Annotated in this window: 18 protein-coding genes and 2 pseudogenes; 18 read left to right on the plus strand and 2 right to left on the minus strand. The window is 32.5% G+C overall.

From position 1 onward, the window contains the following. The 4 genes from BOW55_RS12115 to BOW55_RS12130 form a co-directional block, all read left to right on the plus strand. A partial coding sequence (locus BOW55_RS12115; protein ID WP_164975029.1) for an N-acetyltransferase occupies nt 1-270 on the plus strand: 270 nt, incomplete at its 5' end. A gap of 98 nt (nt 271-368) precedes the next feature. Further along, on the plus strand, nt 369-845 hold the full coding sequence (locus BOW55_RS21605) for a TetR/AcrR family transcriptional regulator (RefSeq protein WP_129024332.1): 477 nt from the start codon (nt 369-371) through the stop codon (nt 843-845). A gap of 127 nt (nt 846-972) precedes the next feature. Continuing rightward, nucleotides 973-1,716: an MFS transporter gene (locus tag BOW55_RS12125; RefSeq protein ID WP_129024333.1), complete on the plus strand. Its 744-nt coding sequence runs from the start codon at nt 973-975 to the stop codon at nt 1,714-1,716. Further along, nucleotides 1,713-2,387 carry an MFS transporter gene (locus BOW55_RS12130; protein WP_241686548.1) on the plus strand — a complete coding sequence of 225 codons (675 nt, stop codon included), beginning with the start codon at nt 1,713-1,715 and terminating at the stop codon, nt 2,385-2,387. The genes BOW55_RS12125 and BOW55_RS12130 overlap by 4 nt, the downstream gene beginning before the upstream one ends. On the opposite strand, the pseudogene BOW55_RS12135 reads toward BOW55_RS12130, so the two are convergent. Then, a pseudogene (locus tag BOW55_RS12135) lies at nt 2,384-2,961 on the minus strand (pentapeptide repeat-containing protein). The gene BOW55_RS12130 and the pseudogene BOW55_RS12135 sit on opposite strands and share 4 nt — an antisense overlap. Nucleotides 2,962-3,119: 158 nt before the next feature. On the opposite strand from BOW55_RS12135, the gene aspA reads away from it, so the two are divergent. The 8 genes from aspA (at nt 3,120) to BOW55_RS12170 (ending at nt 10,887) form a co-directional block, all read left to right on the plus strand. Next, entirely contained in the window at nt 3,120-4,529 is a 1,410-nt protein-coding gene (gene aspA, locus BOW55_RS12140) for an aspartate ammonia-lyase (RefSeq protein ID WP_089055792.1), read from the plus strand. Nucleotides 4,530-4,683: 154 nt separating this feature from the next. After that, on the plus strand, nt 4,684-4,986 hold the full coding sequence (locus BOW55_RS21340; RefSeq protein WP_241686544.1) for a hypothetical protein: 303 nt from the start codon (nt 4,684-4,686) through the stop codon (nt 4,984-4,986). Nucleotides 4,987-5,024: 38 nt separating this feature from the next. Further along, complete coding sequence (locus BOW55_RS12145) at nt 5,025-5,957, plus strand: BamA/TamA family outer membrane protein (RefSeq protein ID WP_241686545.1); 933 nt, start codon at nt 5,025-5,027, stop codon at nt 5,955-5,957. A gap of 129 nt (nt 5,958-6,086) precedes the next feature. Further along, a complete protein-coding gene (locus BOW55_RS12150) occupies nt 6,087-6,704 on the plus strand; it encodes an outer membrane beta-barrel protein (protein WP_129024335.1) in 618 nt (205 codons plus the stop codon). Between the two features lie 164 nt (nt 6,705-6,868). Then, complete coding sequence (locus tag BOW55_RS12155) at nt 6,869-7,543, plus strand: response regulator transcription factor (protein ID WP_129024336.1); 675 nt, start codon at nt 6,869-6,871, stop codon at nt 7,541-7,543. A 1-nt stretch (nt 7,544) separates the two neighbouring features. Continuing rightward, nucleotides 7,545-8,948, plus strand: coding sequence for a HAMP domain-containing sensor histidine kinase (locus tag BOW55_RS12160; RefSeq protein WP_129024337.1), 1,404 nt, complete (start codon nt 7,545-7,547; stop codon nt 8,946-8,948). A 77-nt stretch (nt 8,949-9,025) separates the two neighbouring features. Beyond that, entirely contained in the window at nt 9,026-9,748 is a 723-nt protein-coding gene (locus BOW55_RS12165; RefSeq protein ID WP_129024338.1) for a hypothetical protein, read from the plus strand. Nucleotides 9,749-9,939: 191 nt separating this feature from the next. Continuing rightward, nucleotides 9,940-10,887, plus strand: coding sequence for a bestrophin family protein (locus BOW55_RS12170; RefSeq protein WP_129024339.1), 948 nt, complete (start codon nt 9,940-9,942; stop codon nt 10,885-10,887). A gap of 70 nt (nt 10,888-10,957) precedes the next feature. Here BOW55_RS12170 and BOW55_RS12175 read toward each other — a convergent pair whose 3' ends face one another. Then, nucleotides 10,958-12,376 (minus strand): PLP-dependent aminotransferase family protein, encoded by a 1,419-nt coding sequence (locus BOW55_RS12175; RefSeq protein WP_129024340.1) that lies wholly within the window; start codon nt 12,374-12,376, stop codon nt 10,958-10,960. Nucleotides 12,377-12,477: 101 nt separating this feature from the next. Between BOW55_RS12175 and BOW55_RS12180 the strand changes: the two genes are divergently transcribed. The 6 genes and pseudogenes from BOW55_RS12180 (at nt 12,478) to BOW55_RS12205 (ending at nt 22,273) form a co-directional block, all read left to right on the plus strand. Then, nucleotides 12,478-13,395 carry an EamA family transporter gene (locus BOW55_RS12180; RefSeq protein WP_129024341.1) on the plus strand — a complete coding sequence of 306 codons (918 nt, stop codon included), beginning with the start codon at nt 12,478-12,480 and terminating at the stop codon, nt 13,393-13,395. Nucleotides 13,396-13,690: 295 nt separating this feature from the next. Next, nucleotides 13,691-15,952, plus strand: a complete 2,262-nt coding sequence (locus BOW55_RS12185) for an acyl-CoA dehydrogenase (protein WP_129024342.1) — start codon at nt 13,691-13,693, stop codon at nt 15,950-15,952. Between the two features lie 106 nt (nt 15,953-16,058). Further along, nucleotides 16,059-17,702 (plus strand): DUF6377 domain-containing protein, encoded by a 1,644-nt coding sequence (locus tag BOW55_RS12190; RefSeq protein ID WP_129024343.1) that lies wholly within the window; start codon nt 16,059-16,061, stop codon nt 17,700-17,702. Nucleotides 17,703-17,908: 206 nt separating this feature from the next. Continuing rightward, nucleotides 17,909-20,125, plus strand: coding sequence for a glycoside hydrolase family 3 C-terminal domain-containing protein (locus BOW55_RS12195; protein ID WP_129024344.1), 2,217 nt, complete (start codon nt 17,909-17,911; stop codon nt 20,123-20,125). Nucleotides 20,126-20,283: 158 nt separating this feature from the next. Then, nucleotides 20,284-20,930 (plus strand): annotated as a pseudogene (locus tag BOW55_RS12200) (DUF1349 domain-containing protein). 194 nt (nt 20,931-21,124) lie between these two features. Further along, complete coding sequence (locus BOW55_RS12205; protein WP_129024345.1) at nt 21,125-22,273, plus strand: acyltransferase; 1,149 nt, start codon at nt 21,125-21,127, stop codon at nt 22,271-22,273. Nucleotides 22,274-22,368: the final 95 nt, after the last annotated feature.

Raw genomic sequence — 22,368 nt, forward strand, 5'->3', positions numbered from 1 at the left:
CATAATTACAAAAATGAAGCTGTAACTAAAATTCATAAAGTATATCTTTTACCTGAAACTCAAGGAAAAGGATATGGAAAAATAGTTTTCGATTTAATTGAAAAATTAGCTTTAGAGAATAATTCGACTGCGCTTTTATTAAATGTAAACCGTTTCAACACAGCATTAAATTTCTATAAAAAAGTTGGTTTCGATGTAAAAGAAGAAGTGGATATCGAAATTGGAAATGGTTATTTAATGGAAGATTTTGTGATGAAAAAACCATTATAGTTTCTTAGTTAACTAAATTCAAACTTGAATAAATTTTATTTCCGAATAAAACATATAGATAGATCTATCTATTTTGTTGTATCTTTGACCAAAAAAGAATGGAACAGAAAGCCAGCGTAAAAGAAAGAATACTTGAAACAGCTTCTCGTCTGTTTTATCATCAAGGCTATAACAGCACAGGAATTAATCAGATTATCGCTGAAGCAGGTATTGCTATTGGCTCCCTTTACAAGCATTATCAATCTAAAAGCGATTTGTTGTATCATTACCTTGAACAGCAAGAAATTGAATATTTTACTGACCTTGACACTTGTTTGAAAGAGGAGAAAGATCCTATACAAAAATTGCTTAAATTAGTAGATTACCGTATTAAACTTCAAGAGGATTCTAATTGTTCTGGATGTCATTTTATTAAAATAAATGCCGAAATTGGTAGAGAAGACAAAAGAGTTGAGCCATTTATTGCTGCACATAAAAAGCGTCAAAAAGATTATATCAATACCTTGATAGATGAAATAAGTACAGTAAAAAAACTTTCATTAGAAAAAACAACTTGCAGAATATCATATTTTTAACAATAGAAGGAGCAGTAGTATCAGCAAGTATAAACGGAAATACTAATGATCTCAAAACTTTAAAAAATACCATTAAACAACTTTTCTAATTTTTTTAATCTAAAATAGATAGATCGATCTATATATAATGAAAAATACAAAACAAATTTCATTGCTCATACTGTTGCTCGGGCATTTACTAACTATATTAGACATATTTATTGTAAACATCGCTATTCCTTCAATTCAACGAGGACTTGGCTCCAATAATGGAAAAATGCAGCTGGTGGTTTCAATGTATATGGTTGGGTTTGCTTCTTTTTTAATAATTGGCGGTAAAATAGGGGACTATTACGGGAGAAAGAAAATTTTTATTTTAGGAATGTTTCTATTTATGATTTGTTCTGCGGGATGTGGTTTTGCGGGAACAATTGACGATCTAATTTTATTAAGATTTTTTCAAGGAATAAGCGCTGCTTTAATGTCACCACAAGTTTTATCTTACATACAAGTACTTTTTACTGATCATAAGGAACGTACTCATGCGATGGGCTGGTACGGAATTGCAATTGGTATCGGCACTATGCTGGGGCAATTTTTAGGTGGTTCTCTGGTAGAACTTAAACCTTTTTTAATCGACCATTCTTGGCGCTATATATTTCTCATAAACATTCCTATTTGTGCAGCAGGTCTATTATTGGCGACTCGCTTTCTTACGCAATCTAGAGATAGTTCTTCTATGCAAATAGACTATTTGAGTGCTGTTATATTATGTGGAGGACTTGCTATATTAGTTTTTTCTTTAAGTACTGGAGTAGAACAAAACGGTTCTGTTAAGATCGGTTTACTTTTGTCTATTTTATTTTTTTTACTTTTATATTCAGACAGATAAGAAGAAAATCTAAAGGAAAAGAACCATTATTAGATATGCAACTTTTCAGCCACAGAAACTTTAATATGGCAATTTCAGCGTCAGCACTTTTTATGTTAATGCTGGATGCCTATTTTTTTGTACTTGCGATTTTTCTTCAGGAAGGAATTCGACTATCTCCAATACATGCGGGATATTTTATTGTATTTCAAGGGAGCGGTTTTATTCTTGCCTCTTTTTTTTCTGCCAAATTAGTGCTGCGTTATGGAAAACAAATATTGATATTTGGTGTACTGTTACTTATGTTTGTGCTTATTCTGCAACTAGTTCTTTTTTATTACCAAGCAATTGATTTTAGAGGATATATAGTAATGTTTTTACATGGCGCTGGTGTTGCTCTGGTATTGCCCTCATTTGCCAATATTGCTCTGAAAAATTTACCACAAAATTTTATCGGAAACGCTTCTGGTGTTTATTCTACATTGCAGCAGTTGTTTGGGGCTTTAGGAATTGCTATTACGGGAAGTGTATTCTACCATTTAACAAAAGGAACCATAGATTTTCAACATTTTTATAATGCTTTTTTCTATGGTACGCTTATTCATTTATTCTGCTTGACAAGTGTGCTGTTGATTTTATTCTTTCTTCCAAAATCAATACTTCCAAAAAAACAAAATGATATTAGTGGTTAACTCACAATTACATCATGTTTAAACAATAAGCCTTTTAATTCTTTTAAAGCAAAAACGGCTTTTTTAAGTTGGTTTTAGATGGATCAATTGTATAATTGTAACTCGTTTTAAAATCGGCTTTGTTGGCAATGGCTCTATCAAACTCAGAACGGTATAAATCGCAATTATCAAAAATAACATTGGTTAAATCAGCAGCCATAAAATCGACTGCAATTAAACTGCAATTAATAAATGGAGTCCCCTTTATTTTTAAAGTATAGAATTTTGAAAAATCCAAAATACAATCCGTAAAGCTGACTTCAAAAATTAGTTTGTCACACATGGCAAAGTTTACTTCCTTAATTTCACATCGATTAAAAGATGCAGTTCTAAAAGCAACGTAATTAATTTTGGCTTCATTAAAAATACAATCGTTAAAAACGCAGTCAATAAAAGTAACAGCAAGAAAAGTACAGGCAGAAAAGGTACAATTATTAAAAACGCAGCATTCAAAATCTTTAAAATTCAGATCGTCTTTGGCGTAAATAATGGTATTAAACTCTTTATCAAGAAAATATTCGCTTTCTTTTTTCAACTCTGTTTTGATAATTGTTTGAGAGTGAAAAGGTAATAATTTAGAATAAAATATTCTATGCAAATCGCAAATCATTTTGATTTCATTCACATTTTTAATGCATAATTTGATGTAGCTTTACATTTATTTTTAAGTTAAAAACATAGCAATTTTATTATATGGAATCAACAAGAAAGGAACATGATTTTCTGGGAGAGCTGGAAATACCTAATCATTTATACTACGGAATCCAGACTTTTAGAGCGGTAGAGAATTTTAATATTACTGGAATTCCTATTTCTAAAGAGCCTTTGTTCATCAAAGCTTTAGGATATGTAAAAAAGGCCGCTGCTTTGGCAAACAAGGATTGCGGTGCATTAGATCCTAAAATTGCCGAAGCGATTTGTTATGGAAGTGATCAGGTAATTGCTGGTAAATTTAATGACGAATTTGTGAGTGATTTAATTCAAGGCGGTGCAGGGACATCTGTAAATATGAATGCAAATGAAGTAATTGCAAACATTGGACTTGAATATTTGGGACATAAAAAGGGCGAATACAACTTTTTACATCCAAATAACCATGTAAATTGTTCACAGTCTACAAACGATGCTTATCCATCGGCATTTAGAATTGCATTGTATCTAAAAATGGAAAGTTTCATTAAAACGCTTTCTGGATTAGAAATCGCTTTTGCAAAGAAAGGTGAGGAGTTTAAAGAAGTTCTAAAAATGGGAAGAACGCAGCTGCAAGATGCTGTACCAATGACTTTAGGACAGGAATTTAAAGCATATGCGACTACAATTGGTGAAGATATTCAGCGTTTAAGAAATGCTCAGGAATTATTATTAGAAATCAATATGGGAGCAACTGCAATTGGAACGAAAGTAAATGCACCTGAAGGTTATCCTGAAATTTGCGTGAAATATCTAGCTGAAGAAGTTGGAATTGCCTTAACGCTGTCTCCAGATTTAATCGAGGCAACAGTTGATACAGGAGCATACGTACAGATTATGGGAACATTAAAACGTTCTGCTGTTAAGATTTCTAAAATTTGCAACGATTTAAGATTGTTAAGCTCAGGGCCGAGAACAGGTTTAAACGAAATTAATCTACCGGCACGTCAGCCTGGTTCGTCTATAATGCCAGGAAAAGTTAACCCGGTAATTCCAGAAGTAGTAAACCAAACCTGTTTTTATGTAATTGGTCAGGATTTAACGGTTACAATGGCAGCAGAAGCTGGACAATTGCAATTGAATGTTATGGAGCCTGTAATTGCTTTTGCAATGTTTACATCGCTTGATTATCTGTCAAATGCTATTCAGACTTTAATTGATAAATGTATTAACGGAATTACTGCAAATGTTGATCATTGTTATAATATGGTAATGAACAGCATTGGAATTGTAACCCAATTAAATCCAATTATTGGTTACGAAGAAAGTGCAAGTATCGCTGGTGAAGCTTTGAAAACGAACAAAAGCGTACATCAAATTGCGGTTTTAGAAAGAAAGCTGATCACACAAGAAAAATGGGATGAAATTTATTCATTAGAAAATTTAATTCACCCAAAGTTTATTACAAAATAATTGATTCTATATAATTCGTTAGTAAGAACCGTCAATACAAATTGACGGTTTTTTTATACAATTAAACGTATAAAATTTTAGTAAAGTATTGAAAATAAGCTATATTTACAGAAGGTTTGAATATGATTTTAGTAGAAATTAAAACTTTTAAAGAGTGAAATTCTTAGAAAATACTTATTTTAAACACATCTTGAAACTAGCAGTCCTGCTTCTTTTTACTCCTTTATATTTAAATGCTCAATCGGAATCTGAGACAAACAATTCAGAAATATGTGCACCTAAAACTATTTTTGAAGTCTTTAAAAAGAAAGATTCCATATATATTGTTAAACCTACCAAAAGCAATTTTTTTCTTGTAATTCCGGCAATTGGCTCACAACCAGCGACCGGATTTTTTTTGGCGGTGTTGCGCAATACACGTTCAAAGGCAAACAAGAAGCAGATAAATATTCTGTAGCAAATCTTGGCATTATTTACACTTTGAAAAAGCAGTGGATGATCAATGTTAAGAATAATATTCTGCTAAAGAATAACAGAATTTTTTTAAGCGGTGATTATCGTCTTTACATTTTCTCACAGCCCAATTACGGTCTAGGCACAGATATTATTCCGCCTAGACGTGATCGAGACCCAAGTTTTAGCATTGATTCAATTGCACAATCGATGGATTATAATTATTTTAAATTTCATCAAACGGCTTCTTTTGAAGTAAGGAAGAATTTTTATGTAGGCGGAGGTGTAAATATAGATTGGTATACTAATATAAACGACAAAGAGTTGGATGTGGCTAACGGAAATTTGACTTACCATTACAATTACAGCCAACAGCACGGATTTAATAATTTAGAATATTTTCTAACAGGAGTAAGTTTTAATATGGTTTACGATTCACGAGATAATCAAGTGAATTCGAACCGTGGCTGGTTTGCCAATGTTAATTATCGTTTTAATCCTGTTTTATTTGATAATCAGCAATACAGTAATGTTTTGTATACAGAATTCAGACAGTTTATTCCTTTATCACGTAAAAACGACCGTTATATTCTAGGAATTTGGGCTTACGGACAATTTGTTACACGAGGAAAGGTACCATATTTAAATTTGCCTGCAATAGGCTGGGATCAGCGCAGCAGGAGTGGAGAAGGTTATACTCAAGGTTTATTTAGAGGAGATGGATTGATTTATCTCTCTACAGAACTTCGATTTCCCATTACTTGCAATCAAATGATAAGTGGTACCGTTTTTACCAATTTTGTAACGGCTAGTAATAATGATGCAAATACATCTCTCTTTCACGCAATTCAGCCTGCAGCTGGTATTGGATTAAGAATTCTAATTGATAAAAAAACACGAACAAATTTAATTGTGGATTATGCATGGGGAAATAGTTCTAAAGGATTCTATTTGAATGCAGGTGAAACGTTTTAAATAATGTAAATAAATGTTTTCTAATTGGTTAAGTATTATCGAGTGTGATTTTTTTTGTTAAAAAAAGATTAAAATTTAGAAGAAAAAACTTAAATTTGATTTCCCTATTAACTTTCAAAAACAAAATTTATGAAAAAGTACAGTTTATTTTTAGTTTTTTTCCTATTTGCAATAGGAATGAATGCGCAAGATGCGAGGTCATTTTCTCTTAATTTGTATGGTGGTTACAATTTTTCTGACAGCGTTGACTACGATGGTTTTTCAGCAACAATTGAAGATGGTTTTCAATATGGAGCCGGTTTCGAGTATTTCTTTTCAACAAATAATTCGGTTGAACTAAAATATTTAAGAGCGGATACAAAACTTCCTATTTATGGTCCAGCAGGAGATCAAAGGAATAGTGGTGATGATAAAGGGGCTCTTAATTTTATTCTTCTTGATGGAACTCACTATTTTGACACGGGTTCAAATCTTTTGCCTTATTTAGGAGGTGGCTTAGGTGTTGGTATATTAGAAACGCCAAGAAGCGGTAATGGTACTTATTTTGCTTGGAATATTAAGGGAGGGGTAAAAATTAAAACAGCTTCGTCAGTATCTGTAAATCTTAACGCATACCTTCAATCAATGTCAGCAGCCGTTGGAAATAGCTATTATTGGACTTATTATGGACCTGTAGCGGTTGAAGATTACGTAAGCACGTTTCAATTTGGTTTGGGAGCTGTATTAAGCTTTAACTTCAAAAGATAGTACCGAACAACCCATTTTTAGTTTATAAAAAAGCAACTTATTAGGAGTTGCTTTTTTTTTGCATTAAAATCTAAGTAATTGTTCATAATAAAATCATAATTTATAACAGTTATGAATAGTATTTTTAATGGCAATCCCTATTTTTGTTGTTGATACAAATTAATATGAAACTACTTATAGTCGAAGACGAACCAAATCTTTTATCGATTTTACGCAAAGGATTTGCAGAAAATAACAACGAAGTAAGTGTGGCGCTTGATGGTAAAACTGCACTAGAAATGATTCACAACTATAATTTTGATGTTGTAATTCTAGATGTAATGCTGCCTGATATTAATGGAATTGAAATATGCAGAAGACTTCGCGCAAGTAAAAACTTTGTGCCTGTTTTGCTTTTAACAGCTTTAGGAACATCAGAAAATATTGTAACAGGTCTTAATGCGGGAGCGGACGATTATTTGGTTAAGCCTTTTAAATTTGGAGAACTTGACGCAAGAGTCAACGCTTTACATCGTAGAGCACATCAAGAAACAGATAAAATTGATGTTATTTCGGTAGGAGATTTAGAAATAAACGGACGTGCAAAAACAGTTAAAAGAGACGGAGAAAATATAATTTTGACCGCAAAAGAGTTTAAATTATTGTACTATTTAGGCAAAAATGCTGGTATGATTGTTTCTCGTGATCAAATTTTAGATAACGTTTGGGATATTAATTTTGATATGAACACTAATGTTGTAGATGTGTATATTACGTATTTACGAAAAAAAATAGACAAACCTTTCAAAACCAAACTCATTCATACGATGAAAGGACTAGGTTACGTTATAAAACCATAAAATGGATATAAGAAAAAAAATTACTTTAACCTATGTAGCGCTTTCAACTTTTAGTACCTTACTTTTAAGTGTACTTGTTTTTGTTTTATTTAGAGAAAACAATCGTTATCATTTTTTGAAACGATTAGATGACAGAGCAAAAATTGTGTCTTCTATTCATTTTCAAAATGATCCTGAAAAGATAAAATATTATAGTAATCTGAAAAAAAATGGACTCGAAGAACTTATCGAGGAAGAAGAGTATGTACTTAAAGTAAACAGCGCTAACAGCTTTGATTACAATACAGACTTGAATCTTCCTAATGAATTTTATTCGACCATATTAGAGACTGGAAGAAACTATTATGAAATAAACAGCAAATATTATTTAGGACAGATTTTTAAAGAAGGAAATCAAAAATATATAGTAATTGTTGGTGCGCGAGATCGCCAAGGAAAAACTACTTCTATTTATATTGTAAAAATATTAATTGTAGGAGGTATTGCTTTTATGTTTTTGGCTTTCTTTTTAGGTCGTTTTTTAGCTAAACGAGTTATAAATCCTGTAGCAAGAATTATTAGAGAGGTAAACCGAATAAGTGCATCAAACTTGCACAACCGTCTTCCTGAAGTCAAAAATTCTGATGAGATCTCAGATCTTACAGAAACCTTTAATGATATGCTGGATCGTTTAGAAACTTCTTTCGAAATACAAGCCAATTTTATAAATAATGCTTCTCACGAATTAAAAACACCTATTACGACAATAATCGCCGAAGCTGAAATTATGCTTCTTAAAGAACGTGAGGTAAAAGAATATGTTCAATCTCTAGAAAATATTTACAGCCAAGCATCAAGATTAGGAAACTTAACCGAAAGTTTGCTTAAACTTACGCAAACCGGTTATGACGGTAAAAAACAAGTCTTAGATATTGCCAGAATAGACGAATTACTATTAGACGTTAAATCAGATTTAGATAAAATTTTCCCTGATAACCGTGTAAGCATCAAGTTAAACTTTGCGCCAAAAGATTCAAGTTTACTGCTGCTGCCTTGTAATAAACCTCTTTTAGAGCTCGCTATTAATAATATTATTACCAACGGAGTAAAATACTCCGATAATAATGAGGTTTTTGTGGTACTTACAGTCAACCATGATTTTATTAAAATTTCTATTAATGATATCGGAATCGGAATTCCTCCTGAGGATATCCCTCATTTATACGAGCCTTTCTTTAGAGGAAAAATTGCAGCTAAGTATATTGGATACGGTTTAGGTCTTCCTTTAGCTTCAAAAATAATCCGTATGCATGATGGAGAAATTCAAGTGCAATCTGAGCAAAACAAGGGAACTATCGTTACTATAGTCTTTAATAAATCAAAAATCAAAAAGAATAACATTAAAAATTCTAATGTTGAATCTTAGAAAAATCTAATTAGAGCTTAAGAACGATCTAATTTCCAAGGAGTTATTTTGTATGTATAAACTAAAAGAATATACTTATGAAAAATTTCCTTATACCTACTACATTAAAAGACGATACAATCAGCGCAGTAAGTGCCGCTATTAATCAAGCAAAAGAATCGGAGTGCGAAATCATTCTAATGATGGTTTCTGACACTCCAGATACTTTTTCTTCTTCTCATTTTTTACGTGAAATGAGAACTGGACTTACAAGAAGTCAAGAAGAAGTTTTAGAAACTTGCAGATATATGATTGGTCATACACAAAACTGCAAAATAAAAATCCACAATCAGTACGGTCTTTCATCACCAATTTTTAGAGGTATTATAGACAACTTTTCTGTTAAATTGGTCATCTTAACTCATTCTTATAAAAAAGAGACCAAACGTATTCATCAGTATTTAACGCAATTGGCAGGAAACCAAAAATGCCCAATTCTGCACTTAGGAATTGAACAGCCTAAAAACGATTTCAACAAAGCACTATATATCGAAAACGGTAAGGCAAATATGCACATCAAAGATGTACAGCAATTTTTGAATGATAATTTCTCCTATGAAATTGTAAGTCAAACTTCGAAAATCGATGATAACTATGAAGATATGGCTCCATATCTAAACGAAGCAATTTCAAAATATGATATTGATTTGCTTGTAGAAACTCGTAAAGGAGAGAAAATCAAATTTAAGAAAACTAAAAAAGAAAGTATTAATGAGCGACTAGGACTTCCTGTTCTTTCGTTATACGAGGAGTTGGTTTAAAGTTTTTAGCGCTTAGTCCTTAGTAATTAGTAATTAGTAACTGGTTCTACTTTTAGTCGACACAAAGGACTCGATTTTACAAATGTAAAACTTATAGATATAATTTATAAATCTTAAGACTAATTACTAGGTACTTAGTACTAATCACTAAAAAAAACAGCTCAAATATTAATTTAATTAAAACCGACGATATGTTATTAAAGAAAAGAATACCAATGAAGTACGTTCTCGGGAAAATTAAAGTAGAAATGGCCTTGGTATTGACTTATACCATACTATTTGAAATTTTTCATCACTATTTTATAAATCTTCCTGTAGATATTCCAATTGCGATTCCAACAATGATTGGAACAATTATTTCCTTATTATTAGCCTTTAAATCTAATCAGGCTTATGATAGATGGTGGGAAGCAAGAATTGTTTGGGGAGCAATTGTAAACGATTCAAGAACCTTAATTCGTCAAGTATTGACGTTTTATAAAGATCCTGATTTTTCTGTTAAAGCGAGCGAATTCAAAGAGAATTTTGCCAAAAGACAGATTGCATGGTGTTATAGTTTAGGTCAAGCGCTGCGAAACAAAGATGCCATAAAACCGCTTGAAGGTTTGGTGAGCGAAGAAGAACTTCGTTACATTAAAAACCATCAAAATATACCAAATGCCATCTTAATGCTGCATGCGCGAGATCTTAGGAACGCTAAGAACGAAAAGCGAATCAATATGTATCAGCAGGTAGAAATTGATAATACATTATCAAGATTATGTGATGAGATGGGTAAATGTGAGAGAATTAAAAATACTATTTTCCCAACTACTTACAGTCTGTACATTAGATTGACGCTGTGTTTGTTTATTTTTTTACTGCCATTTGGTTTAACAAGCGTATTAAGCTGGTTTGCAATTCCGCTAATCACTGCAATTTCTGGAGCTTTCTTTTTAATAGAAAGAATGGCTATTCACTTGCAGGATCCATTTGAAAACAGACCTTCAGACACACCAGTAACAACTATTGCTAATACGATAGAAAGAAATATCAAACAAATGCTTAATGAGTATCAAAGTGAATTTGATATTATAAAAGAATTTGATTTAAAAGACGAACCAGTAAAAGTCGAGAAAGACGCCTACTTCGTTTTATAACAATTTTAATTTTGGTCTCTTAATTGTTGGCTGGACAGTATATTTTTTTAACTGTCCAGCTTTTTTTATATTATTTCGCAGCAAGTTTTCCCAGAGTTTGTATTGATTCTCTAAGTTCATTTGACCAAGGAAGACCAAAACTCAAGCGCATACAATTTGAAAATTGATCTTGAAATGAGAAAATACGTCCAGGAGCAATACTAATATTGTGTTTCATCGCTAAATGATAAAATGCAGCCGTATCGATGCTTTTATCAAGCTCAATCCACAGAAAGAAACCGCCTTGCGGCTGACTTACTTTTGTTCCTGCTGGAAAAGATTCTAAAACTGTGTTGATATAATTATTACAATTACGATTCAAAATTTGACGGATTTTACGAAGATGATTTTCGTAACGCCCATTTTTTAGAAAATCTCCCACAACTTCGTGTGTAATTGTAGGCGAGGAGAGGCTGTGATAAATTTTATTTCTCAAAATTTGTTTTTTAAACTTTCCAGGCGAAACCCAGCCTACACGATAACCCGGCGCAAGCGTTTTTGAAACAGAACTGCAGCACAATACAATACCGCTTTCGTCATATGTTTTACAATTTGTAGGACGGCTGGAACCAAAGTACAAATCGCCATGAATATCATCTTCAATCAGCGGAATATTGTAAAATTCCATCAATCGAACCACTTCTATTTTATGCTCAGCCGGCATCATACTTCCAGATGGATTGCTAAAATTGCTCATCAGCAAACAAAGTTTTACTTTCTTTGAAGAAAGAGCCTTTTTTAAAGCTTCTAATTCTATACCTGTTGTCATGTTGGTTGGCAGCTCCATAATATACAAGCCCAATGATTTTGCCAACTGCAAAATTCCAAAATACGCTGGACTTTCAGTAATAATAGTATCTCCCGGTTTTGTCAAAGTCATTAAACAATGTGAGATTGCACTAGTACAGCCTGGCATTGTAATTATATCATGTTCAGTCAAAGATCCGCCCCAAGTGTAAGACCAGCGTGCAATTTCTTTTCTTAAATTTAAATTTCCTTGAACTTGTTCATAGCTCGTTCCGCTGTTTGGAAGCTGTCGCATGGCTTGAACCATTCCTTTATTCAATTTAGCAATAGGAAGCAGCTCATTCGATGGAAAACCTAAAGACAGCATCGTAATATTTTTGTCGGTCATATTGCCATAGACCTGATCGATCAAATCTTCTCGATCAATGTTTTCACATTTTAAAATAGGACTGCTTGGTGATGGCTCAGGAATTGTTCTAGCCGAAATATTACTTACATAATAACCAGATTGAGGTCTTGATTCTATAAGTGATCTGCTCTCAATTTCATAATAAGCTTTGCTCACAGTACTCATGCTATAGCCTGTTTCTGCGCATACTTCGCGTATAGAAGGCAGTTTATCACCCACGTTTAAAACACCAGATTTTATCTGTTTTTCAATTCGGTCAGCAAACTGTAAATACAAGTAATTCGAATCTTTCATAAAAAAAAACTGTTATGCTGCAATTTACAAAAACTGTATCTGTATTGCTGTATAATTTTTTAGAAATTTGTTTTATCAAAAAAAGTATAAATAATATCCAGATGAAAACAACAAAATACTACATCGCAGCCATTACATGTTTTGTAATCTGGGGATTTTTTAGTTTGGTTTTAAAGCCAATACATGAGTATCCATCTTTGGATATATTATTTTATCGCGTTTTTAGCTGCAGTATTCTAATGCTTTTGATTTCTTTTACTTTTAGAAGAAAAAAAATAAAAGAAACCATAGCTGTTTTCAAAGCTATGCCGGTTTATGAAAAACGAAGAAGTATTTTATTAAATATTGGCGGAAGCGTTTTTTTAATGGCAAACTGGTTTACATTTATTTATGTAATGAATCATGTTAGTGTAAAAGCAACTTCATTAGCTTATTTAGTATGTCCAATTCTAACCACTTTGTTGGCTTATTTTATTTTGCATGAAAAACTAAGTAAAACACAATGGATGGCTGTTGGCTTAAGTATTTCGGGCTGTTTGCTTCTATCATATACTAATATCATGGATATGGTTTTCAGTATTATAATTGGTTTTACTTACGCTTCTTATTTAGTAAGTCAGCGTATAAATAAAGGTTTTGATAAATTTATAGTTTTAACCTTCCATATTACATTGGCGGCTTTATTTTTACTGCCTTTTTATCCTGCTTACAGCGGACAGGTTCCAACAGAGTTTAAGTTTTATTTCTGTATCGAAACTATTGCTATTTTGTTTACGATCTTTCCATTATTCCTTAATTTATATGCACTTTCAGGTATTAATTCTTCAACAGTTGGGATGCTTTTGAATATTAATCCTATGATTGCATTTCTTTTGGCTGCATTTTTTTATAAAGAGCCAATTGGATCTACCCAAATTATCGCATACGGAATTGTATTTCTTGCAGTATTGGTTTTTAATTCACATCATATTTTTGCCATAAAGCAAAAATTAATCCCAGTATCCAAAGGTTCAAAATAAAGCCGTTTTTTATATTTTTTATTGGTTTAAAATATAAATTACCAGAATCTTAACAGGATGTTTAAACAGGAATGAGTATTTTTCATTCCTGTTTTTTTATGCAGTAATATTTGAAGTATAGACCACAGATTTTACAGATTAAATTGATTTTTTATTCATACTAATTTTTTAAAATCAATTTGAATTTGTGAAAATATGTGTAATTCGTGGCTATTATTCAACACAAAGAAGTAATCCTTATAATCTGTGAAATCTGTGGCAAAAAAAGCTATTACAAAACCGAATCCTAATTTATATGAAAAACGCCAAACTTCAAGCCTTTATTCCATTGTTTTATCTAGTATGGTCTGATGATCTTTTGACCCAAAAAGAATTCACTACACTAAAAGAATTTATAAAATCTCTAAAAGCTCTTTCGTTAGAAGAACAAGAATATCTTCTTTCAAAAGTTGATGTTTCAAATCCGCCTTCGCGAAATGAACTTACACAATGGAAATTAGAAATTGAAGCTAATCTAAAAGATAAATCGTCTATAAAATCTATTTTTGACATTGCTGTAGCACTTTCAGAAAAAGACTTAGACATTTCGGCTTTAGAATCAGATTTTACAAAACTGGAAAATGATCTTGGAATTCTGGGAGAAGAAGTAATTCAGAATTTTAAAACAAAATCAGATTCATTAACTGCTAGTTCTCAAACAACAAATAGTTTTGATATTCAACAATTAACGTCAATTCTAAACGGTAAAGAAGCACCAATAATTAACAGAGTAAAATCAATAATTTCGAAACCCGAGTTTGCCTACGAAACTTCGACAGATATTACTATTTACCGTCAAACAGTATATAAATGGTGTAAAATTCTAGCGGAGGAAAACTTAGGAAATATGGCTTATCCAAAGCAATATGGAGGAGGAGAAAATATTGCAGATTATTTTGCTGTAATGGAGACATTAAGTTACCATGATTTGAGTTTGGTAATAAAATTTGGAGTTCAATTTGGACTTTGGGGAATGAGTGTACAATCTCTAGGAACAGAGAAACATTACGTAAAATATCTAAAAGATATTGGTTCTTTAAAACTCCCCGGTTGTTTTGCCATGACCGAAACACATCATGGATCTAATGTAAAAGGACTGGAAACTACGGCAACTTACAATCATAACAATCAAACTTTTACAATTCACACGCCAAGCAAAAATGCCCAAAAAGAATATATTGGCAACGCTGCAGTTCATGGTCAAATGGCAACTGTTTTTGCAAAATTAATTATTGACGGCCATGATTATGGTGTAAATGCTTTTATAGTTGGACTAAGAGATTCAAATGGAAATATTCTAAACGGTGTAACGATAGACGATTGCGGTCATAAAATGGGCTTAAATGGAGTTGATAACGGAACAATAAGCTTTGATAATGTTGTAATTCCGAAAGAAAATATGCTCGATCGTTTTGCATCGGTAAACGATAAAGGAGAATTTGAAAGTCCGATTCCGAGTGATAACAGACGCTTTTTTACGATGTTAGGAACTCTAGTCGGCGGAAGAATTGGGATTCCACGTTCAGCCTTATCAGCAGCCAAATCTGGATTAACAATTGCGATTCGATACAGTGATCAACGCCGACAATTTGGACCTGAAGGAGGATCAGAAGTTCCAATTTTAAATTATAGAATTCATCAGCGTCGTTTACTGCCGCATTTGGCAAAAACGTATGCTGTACATTTTGCTCTGCAATATCTCACTCATAGATTCTTGAATAGAACAGAAGCTGAAATGCAGGAAATAGAAGCATTGGCAGCGGGATTGAAATCATATTCGACTTGGAGCACAAGAGATATACTGCAGGAATGCCGTGAAGCTTGCGGCGGAAAAGGATATTTGTCTGAAAATAGAATCGATGCTTTAAAAAATGACACCGAAATTTACACCACTTTTGAAGGTGATAATACCGTTTTAATGCAATTAACGGCTAAAAATCGTTTATCTGAATTTAGAAAATCTTTTGGTGAAATGGGATCACTCGGAATTATAAATTATGTGTATGAAAATGCGAAAACTGCAATTACCGAAAAGAATCCTATTGCTACTCGCAGAACAGAAGACGAGCATTTACTAGATGGAGAGTTTCATTTGCAGGCTTTCATTCACAGAGAAAAAACAATTTTAGCATCGGCAGCAAAACGTATCAAAAGGTTAATTGATGATGGATTAGATACTTATGATGCTTTTAATGTAGTACAACATCAAATGATAGATGTATCTCAAGCTTATCTAGAAAGAGTAGTTCTAGAACAGTTTCAAATTGCTGTTAAAGCTGTAGAAGACTTAAAAACAAAAGAAATATTGACAAAATTAAGTCAGTTGTATGCACTTTCTCAATTAGAAAAAAACAAAGCTTGGTTTCTTGAAGATGGGTACATGGAAGCAGTAAAAACAAAAGCCATCAGAAAAATGGTAAATCAATTATGTTGGGATATTCGCCCAGATGCATTGGCTCTTGTTAATGCTTTTGATATTCCAGAAAGTTGTTTGTCTGCGCCAATTTCTAAGTTATAGCATTAAAAAACTGCTCCAGCGGAGCTTTCACAACAAATAAAAATTTAGGAACTAGACCAATGTGATTACTTTATTATATTTGTAATTCTTTTTACCTTAAATCAACTTGAAAAAATACGTACTGTTTTTATTCTTCGTTCTCGTAAACGTTCCTGTATTTGCTGCAGACAGCATTGATGATATTTTAGCGAAACTAAATCGTGCTTTAGAAAACAAAGAACATTACGTTAAACTAAAAGAAGAGCGAATTTTAAACTTCAAAAAAATTAAATCGGATAGTTTAACTAAGGAGCAGGAGTACAATTATAACAAGACATTATACACAGAATATCAAAAATTCAATTCTGATTCGGCTATTTTTTATGTAAAAAAGAACTTAAAAATTGCCGATCAGCTTCAAAACAAAGATTTACTGCATTTGGCACAATTACAATTAGTAACGCTTTATTCCTCATCAGGAAAATATCGCGAATCTGAAGCCATTTTAAAAAGTATCGACAAGAGTAAATTATCAAAAAATTTACTTCCCAATTATTTTATTGCTTATCGAGAGTTTTTTGAGCATTATGCTGCCAATAGTTACAGTATACACTATATTGAGCAGATACAAAAATACAGAGATTCGTTATTGACAGTTTTAGACCCAAAATCTATAACCTACAAAATCAACAAAATCCAGCAAGATATTTATCATAAAAAACTGGTAAGTGCTCAAAATGAATTGTTATTACTATTGAAAACTTCAAAAGAAGAAGAACCTCAATACGCAATGATTACCTATTTACTGGGAAAAATTTACGAACAGACTCATCAAGTTGAATTACAGAAAAAATACTACGCACTTTCAGCCACCGCAGATATTAAAAATGTAAATAAAGACAATGCATCTATTCAGGAACTGGCTTTAGTTTTTTATGAAATAGAAGATGTCGATATGGCTTACAAACTTACACAATCAGCCATTGAAGACGCACTTTATTGTAATGTACAGTTTCGCACCTTGCTAATGTCTGAAGTTTATTCGATTATCAATACCGTTTATTTAGAAAAAGAAGCAAAACGTAAAACCGAATTGCAGTTGTATTTATTATGCATCAGTTTATTATCGGCTTTTTTGATTGTGGCTGTCATTTATGTGTACAAACAAATGAAAAGAGTTTCTAAAATTCGTGGAGAACTTTATGAAACAAGTCAGAAATTAGCAGAATTAAATCAAGATATTTCCGAGACAAACAAGCAATTACAGGAACGTAACGCACAATTATCAGAATCAAACCATGTAAAAGAGGAGTATATTGCACATTTTTTCAGTCTTTGTTCTACTTACATAAATAAATTAGAAAATTACCGAATCATTCTGAATAAGAAAGCAACAGCAAAACAGTTTGATGAAATTTATAAGATCCTAAAATCAACAACACTAGTAGATAATGAACTTGAAGAACTGTATAAAAACTTTGACATTATTTTTCTGAATTTATATCCAACGTTTGTAAAAGACTTTAATGCACTTTTAATTAAGGAAGAGCAGATCATTTTAAAGCAAGGAGAATTGTTAAATACAGAGCTTCGTATTTTCGCATTAATCCGCCTTGGAATTACAGACAGTGTTAAGATTGCAGCATTTCTTCGTTATTCTTTAAGTACAATTTATAATTATCGAACAAGAGCTCGGAATAAAGCAGCAGTTTCGAGAAATGATTTTGAAGAAATGGTCATAAAAATTGGTTTAATCACGCAAAAAATGTAGTTTTTGGTTTTAAAAGCACTACTTTTTTTACTTCTTGTTTTTGTTTAATCATTTAAAAATCAATATTTTAAATTTTTAATTCACTACTTTTTTTCGTTTAAAAATCTAACACGAACTATAACGTTTTAGTTTTACAATATTATTAAATGGTACAAAATGATTACTTGTATCTTTAAATAAATTGAATGCTTAAATAATTAATAGTTATGTTTAAAAACGTTAAAACAATCGTTGTTTTAGTTTTATTGAGTTCATTCGGATTGAATGCGCAAAATAAAGTTCCTGTTTATCTAGATGATAAAAAGCCAATTAATGAGCGTGTAGAAGATGCGCTTTCTCGAATGACAATCGACGAGAAAATTGCCATGATTCATGCCCAGTCAAAATTCAGCTCTCCAGGAGTACCGAGATTAGGAATTCCAGAAAACTGGATGACAGACGGTCCTCACGGAATTCGTCCTGAAGTAAAATGGGATGAATGGGACCAAGCGGGCTGGACAAACGATTCTTGTATTGCATTTCCTGCTTTAACAGCACTTTCGGCAACATGGAATAAAGAATTAGCTCATTTATACGGAAAATCACTTGGAGAAGAGGCGCGTTATCGCAATAAAAATGTACTATTAGGGCCAGGAGTAAATATTTACAGAAGCCCTTTAAACGGTCGTAACTTTGAATACATGGGTGAAGACCCGTTTTTAGCTTCAAAAATGGTCGTTCCTTACATCAAAGGTGTACAATTGAACGGAGTAGCGGCTTGTGTAAAACATTTTGCTTTAAACAATCAAGAAACAAAACGTAATTCGGTTGACGTAATTGTAGATGATCGTGCTCTTTACGAAATATATCTACCTGCTTTTAAAGCAGCAGTTCAAGAAGGTGATGTATGGTCAATTATGGGCGCTTACAACAAATATAAAGGACAACAATGCTGTCATAATGAGTTTTTATTGAATGATATTCTTCGCGGTGAATGGGGCTTTAAAGGAGCTGTAGTTTCAGATTGGGGTGGCGTAAGCGATACAAAACAATCGATTCATAATGGTTTGGATATGGAATTTGGTTCTTGGACAAACGGACTTTCTTGGGGAACAAGTAATGCTTATGATAATTATTTCTTAGCAAAACCTTACTCAGAAATGATAAAAAAAGGTGAAGTTGGAACTAAAGAATTAGACGAAAAAGTACGTCGTGTTTTACGTTTATCTTTCTTGACTACAATGGATAGAAATCGTCCTTTTGGATCTTTTGGAACACCAGAACACGCTGAAGCTGGCCGTAAAATTGCTGAAGAAGCAATTGTTTTACTTCAAAATACAAACAACATTCTGCCAATTAATCTTTCTAAAACTAAGAAAATTGCTGTAATTGGAGAGAATGCAATCAAAATGATGACTGTTGGAGGTGGAAGTTCTTCGCTTAAAGCAAAATATGAAATTACACCTCTTGAAGGTTTAAAGAAAAGAATTGGCAGTCAAGCTGAAATCGTATACGCTCGTGGTTATGTAGGAGATCCTACAAGCGATTATAATGGAGTTATTGCTAAAGTAAGCTTAGAAGACAAACGTTCTCCTGCAGAATTGACTGCAGAAGCATTAAAAGCAGCTAAAGATGCTGACATCGTTCTTTTCATTGGTGGTTTAAACAAAAGCGACAAACAAGATGCTGAAGGATTTGACCGTACAGAACTTGGACTTCCGTACAACCAAGATAAACTAATTACTGATTTAGCGAAAGTAAATAAAAACATCGTTTTTGTAAATATATCTGGAAATGCGGTTGCAATGCCTTGGATTAAAGAAGTTCCGGGAATTGTACAAGGATGGTTTTTAGGAACAGAAGCAGGAACTGCTTTGGCTTCGATTCTAATTGGTGATGCAAATCCATCAGGAAAACTTTCTTTTACTTTCCCAGTAAAATTATCAGATAATGGTGCCCACGCTTTAGGAGAATTTCCGGGTGGAGATACTGTAAAATACAATGAAAGTATTTTTGTTGGTTACAGATGGGCTGATAAGCAAAAAGCAAAACCATTATTCTCGTTTGGTCATGGTCTGAGTTACACCACTTTTGCATACGGAAAAGTAACTGCTGACAAAAAACAAATGACAGCAGGAGATCAAATTACATTTTCGGTAAAAGTAAAAAACACAGGAAATAGAGAAGGAGCAGAAGTTGTACAGCTTTACATAAGCGATTTGAAATCTTCATTGCCACGTCCGATAAAAGAATTAAAAGGTTTTGAGAAAATTTCACTAAAAGCTGGAGAAGAAAAAACAGTAACCTTTACGGTTGATAAAACAGCTTTAAGTTTCTTTGATGATAAAAAACATGACTGGGTTGCTGAACCTGGAGATTTCGAAGCTATTATTGGAGCATCTTCAACAGATATAAAATCTAAAGTGGGATTCTCACTTAAATAATTTCATTATTTCTAAATTGGTTGGTTAGTAAAGCTGCAAGTGTAAAAAGTTGCAGCTTTACTTTTTAACTAAACTTACCTTTAAGGTATCTACTTAACTAAGGATTGAACTTATTATCTTACAGCGTAAAAAAATACTTTATTATCTAAATTGTTATTATGAAAAAAGTTTTACTTGGGGCAATGACTTTATTTTTAGCCCAAAATCTATCGGCACAAAGCCTAAATAAAATGCAATGGTTTAACGAACCTGAAAAATGGGAAATTAAAAACAATGCTTTAATTATGAATGTTACTGCAAACAGTGATTACTGGCGTATTTCTCATTACGGATTTACGGTCGATGATGCCCCTTTTTATTATGCTAATTACGGAGGAGAGTTTGAAGTAAAAGTAAAATTGACAGGAAATTATATTGCTCGTTTCGACCAAATGGGGCTTATGATTCGTATTGATGAAAAAAATTATATTAAAACCGGAGTTGAGTTTGTAGACGGTAAATTTAATATCAGCACGGTATTACACACGACAAAAGCGATTGGAGCGTTACAACGCTAGAAAAAGCACCGCCTTTTATCTGGATAAAAGCTGTTAGACGATTAGATGCTGTCGAAGTATTTTTCTCATATGACGATAAAAATTATATAATGACCAGAAATGCGCCTTTGCAGGATAATAAGCCCATAATGGTAGGCTTAATGGCAGCTTCTCCAGATGGAAAAGGTTTTGAGGCAAAATTTGAAAACTTCTCTGTAAAACATTTACCAGATCAACGCAGGGCAGAATGGCTTAAAAATCATCAGTAATTGAATTAGGTAATTGAGATGATTTGATAATTAGATAATTTTTTCTGTTTTTATTGCATCTGAATAATTATTGCAAAAAAAACGCATTTTTTTTGCAACTAAGTTAAAACCTGACTTTCATTGCAAAAAAAAATGCTATTTTAGCCAATGCCAAATAACATAAATTAATCTTTTAACCACAAAAAAAGTATTTTATGAGTTCAATTCCTATTGACATTAAACCAAAAAAACATTATGAAATTTTAGACGGTTTACGAGGAGTAGCCGCAGTTCTGGTCGTTATTTTTCACATCTTTGAGGCTTTTAATGAGGGAAGCCGATTTAAACAACTTATGAATCACGGTTATTTGGCTGTAGATTTCTTTTTTCTTTTATCAGGTTTTGTTGTAGCATATGCTTATGATGATCGTTGGGGCAAGCTGACACAATGGGAGTTTTACAAACGTAGATTAATTCGCTTACAGCCCATGGTCATTATGGGAATGATATTAGGAGCTATTTTCTATTATTTTCAAGCTTCAGATGTAATGTTTCCACAAATTGCGGGAATGGAAGTTTGGAAAGTAATTTTAACCATGGTTATTGGTTTTACTTTATTGCCAATTCCGCCGTCATTAGAAATTAGAGGATGGGGAGAAATGCATCCGCTCGATGGGCCGGCATGGTCGTTATTCTTCGAATATATCGGTAATATTTTATACGCCTTATTCTTTCGTAAATTTTCAAATACCGTTTTATCAATCTTCGTTTTGATATTTGCAGGAATGCTTATCAATTTAACCGTTTTTGGGCCAAAAGGTGATGTTATTGGTGGCTGGTCATTAAATCTTGAGCAAATGAATATTGGTTTTACTCGTTTGTTATATCCATTCTTTGCAGGAGTTTTATTATCACGATTAGGAAAACTAATTCATATCAAAGGAGCTTTTTGGGTTTGCAGTCTTTTAATCATCATTATTTTCAGTATACCAAGACTTGGAGATGAAAACAGCTTGTGGATGAACGGTTTATACGAATCGTTTTGTATCATTGTTTTATTCCCAATAATAGTTGCAATTGGAGCAGGAGGGCAGATAACAAATCCTGTATCGCTTAAAGTTTGTAAAGCCTTAGGAGATATTTCATATCCAATTTACATCATACATTATCCATTAATTTACTGGTATATGGCTTGGGTTGCTGATAACAAAGTTACCTTAAGAGAAGGATACCCATTAGGAATTGGGGTATTATTCGCAAGTATTGTAATTGCAATATTATGTTTAAAATTCTATGATGAGCCAGTTCGTAATTGGCTTACAAATAAATATCAAAAGCTAAAAGTTGCTGTAGCTAATAATTAGTTTTTGTTAGGAACAAAGGCTCAGAGTGGCAAAGGTTCAAAGTAAAGAAATTATAAAAAAGGTTCAGAGTAACAAAGGTTCAGAGTAACAAAGGT

It is taken from the genome of Flavobacterium sp. YO12 (genome assembly GCF_004119495.1).
In the GTDB taxonomy this organism is placed as follows: Bacteria; Bacteroidota; Bacteroidia; order Flavobacteriales; family Flavobacteriaceae; genus Flavobacterium.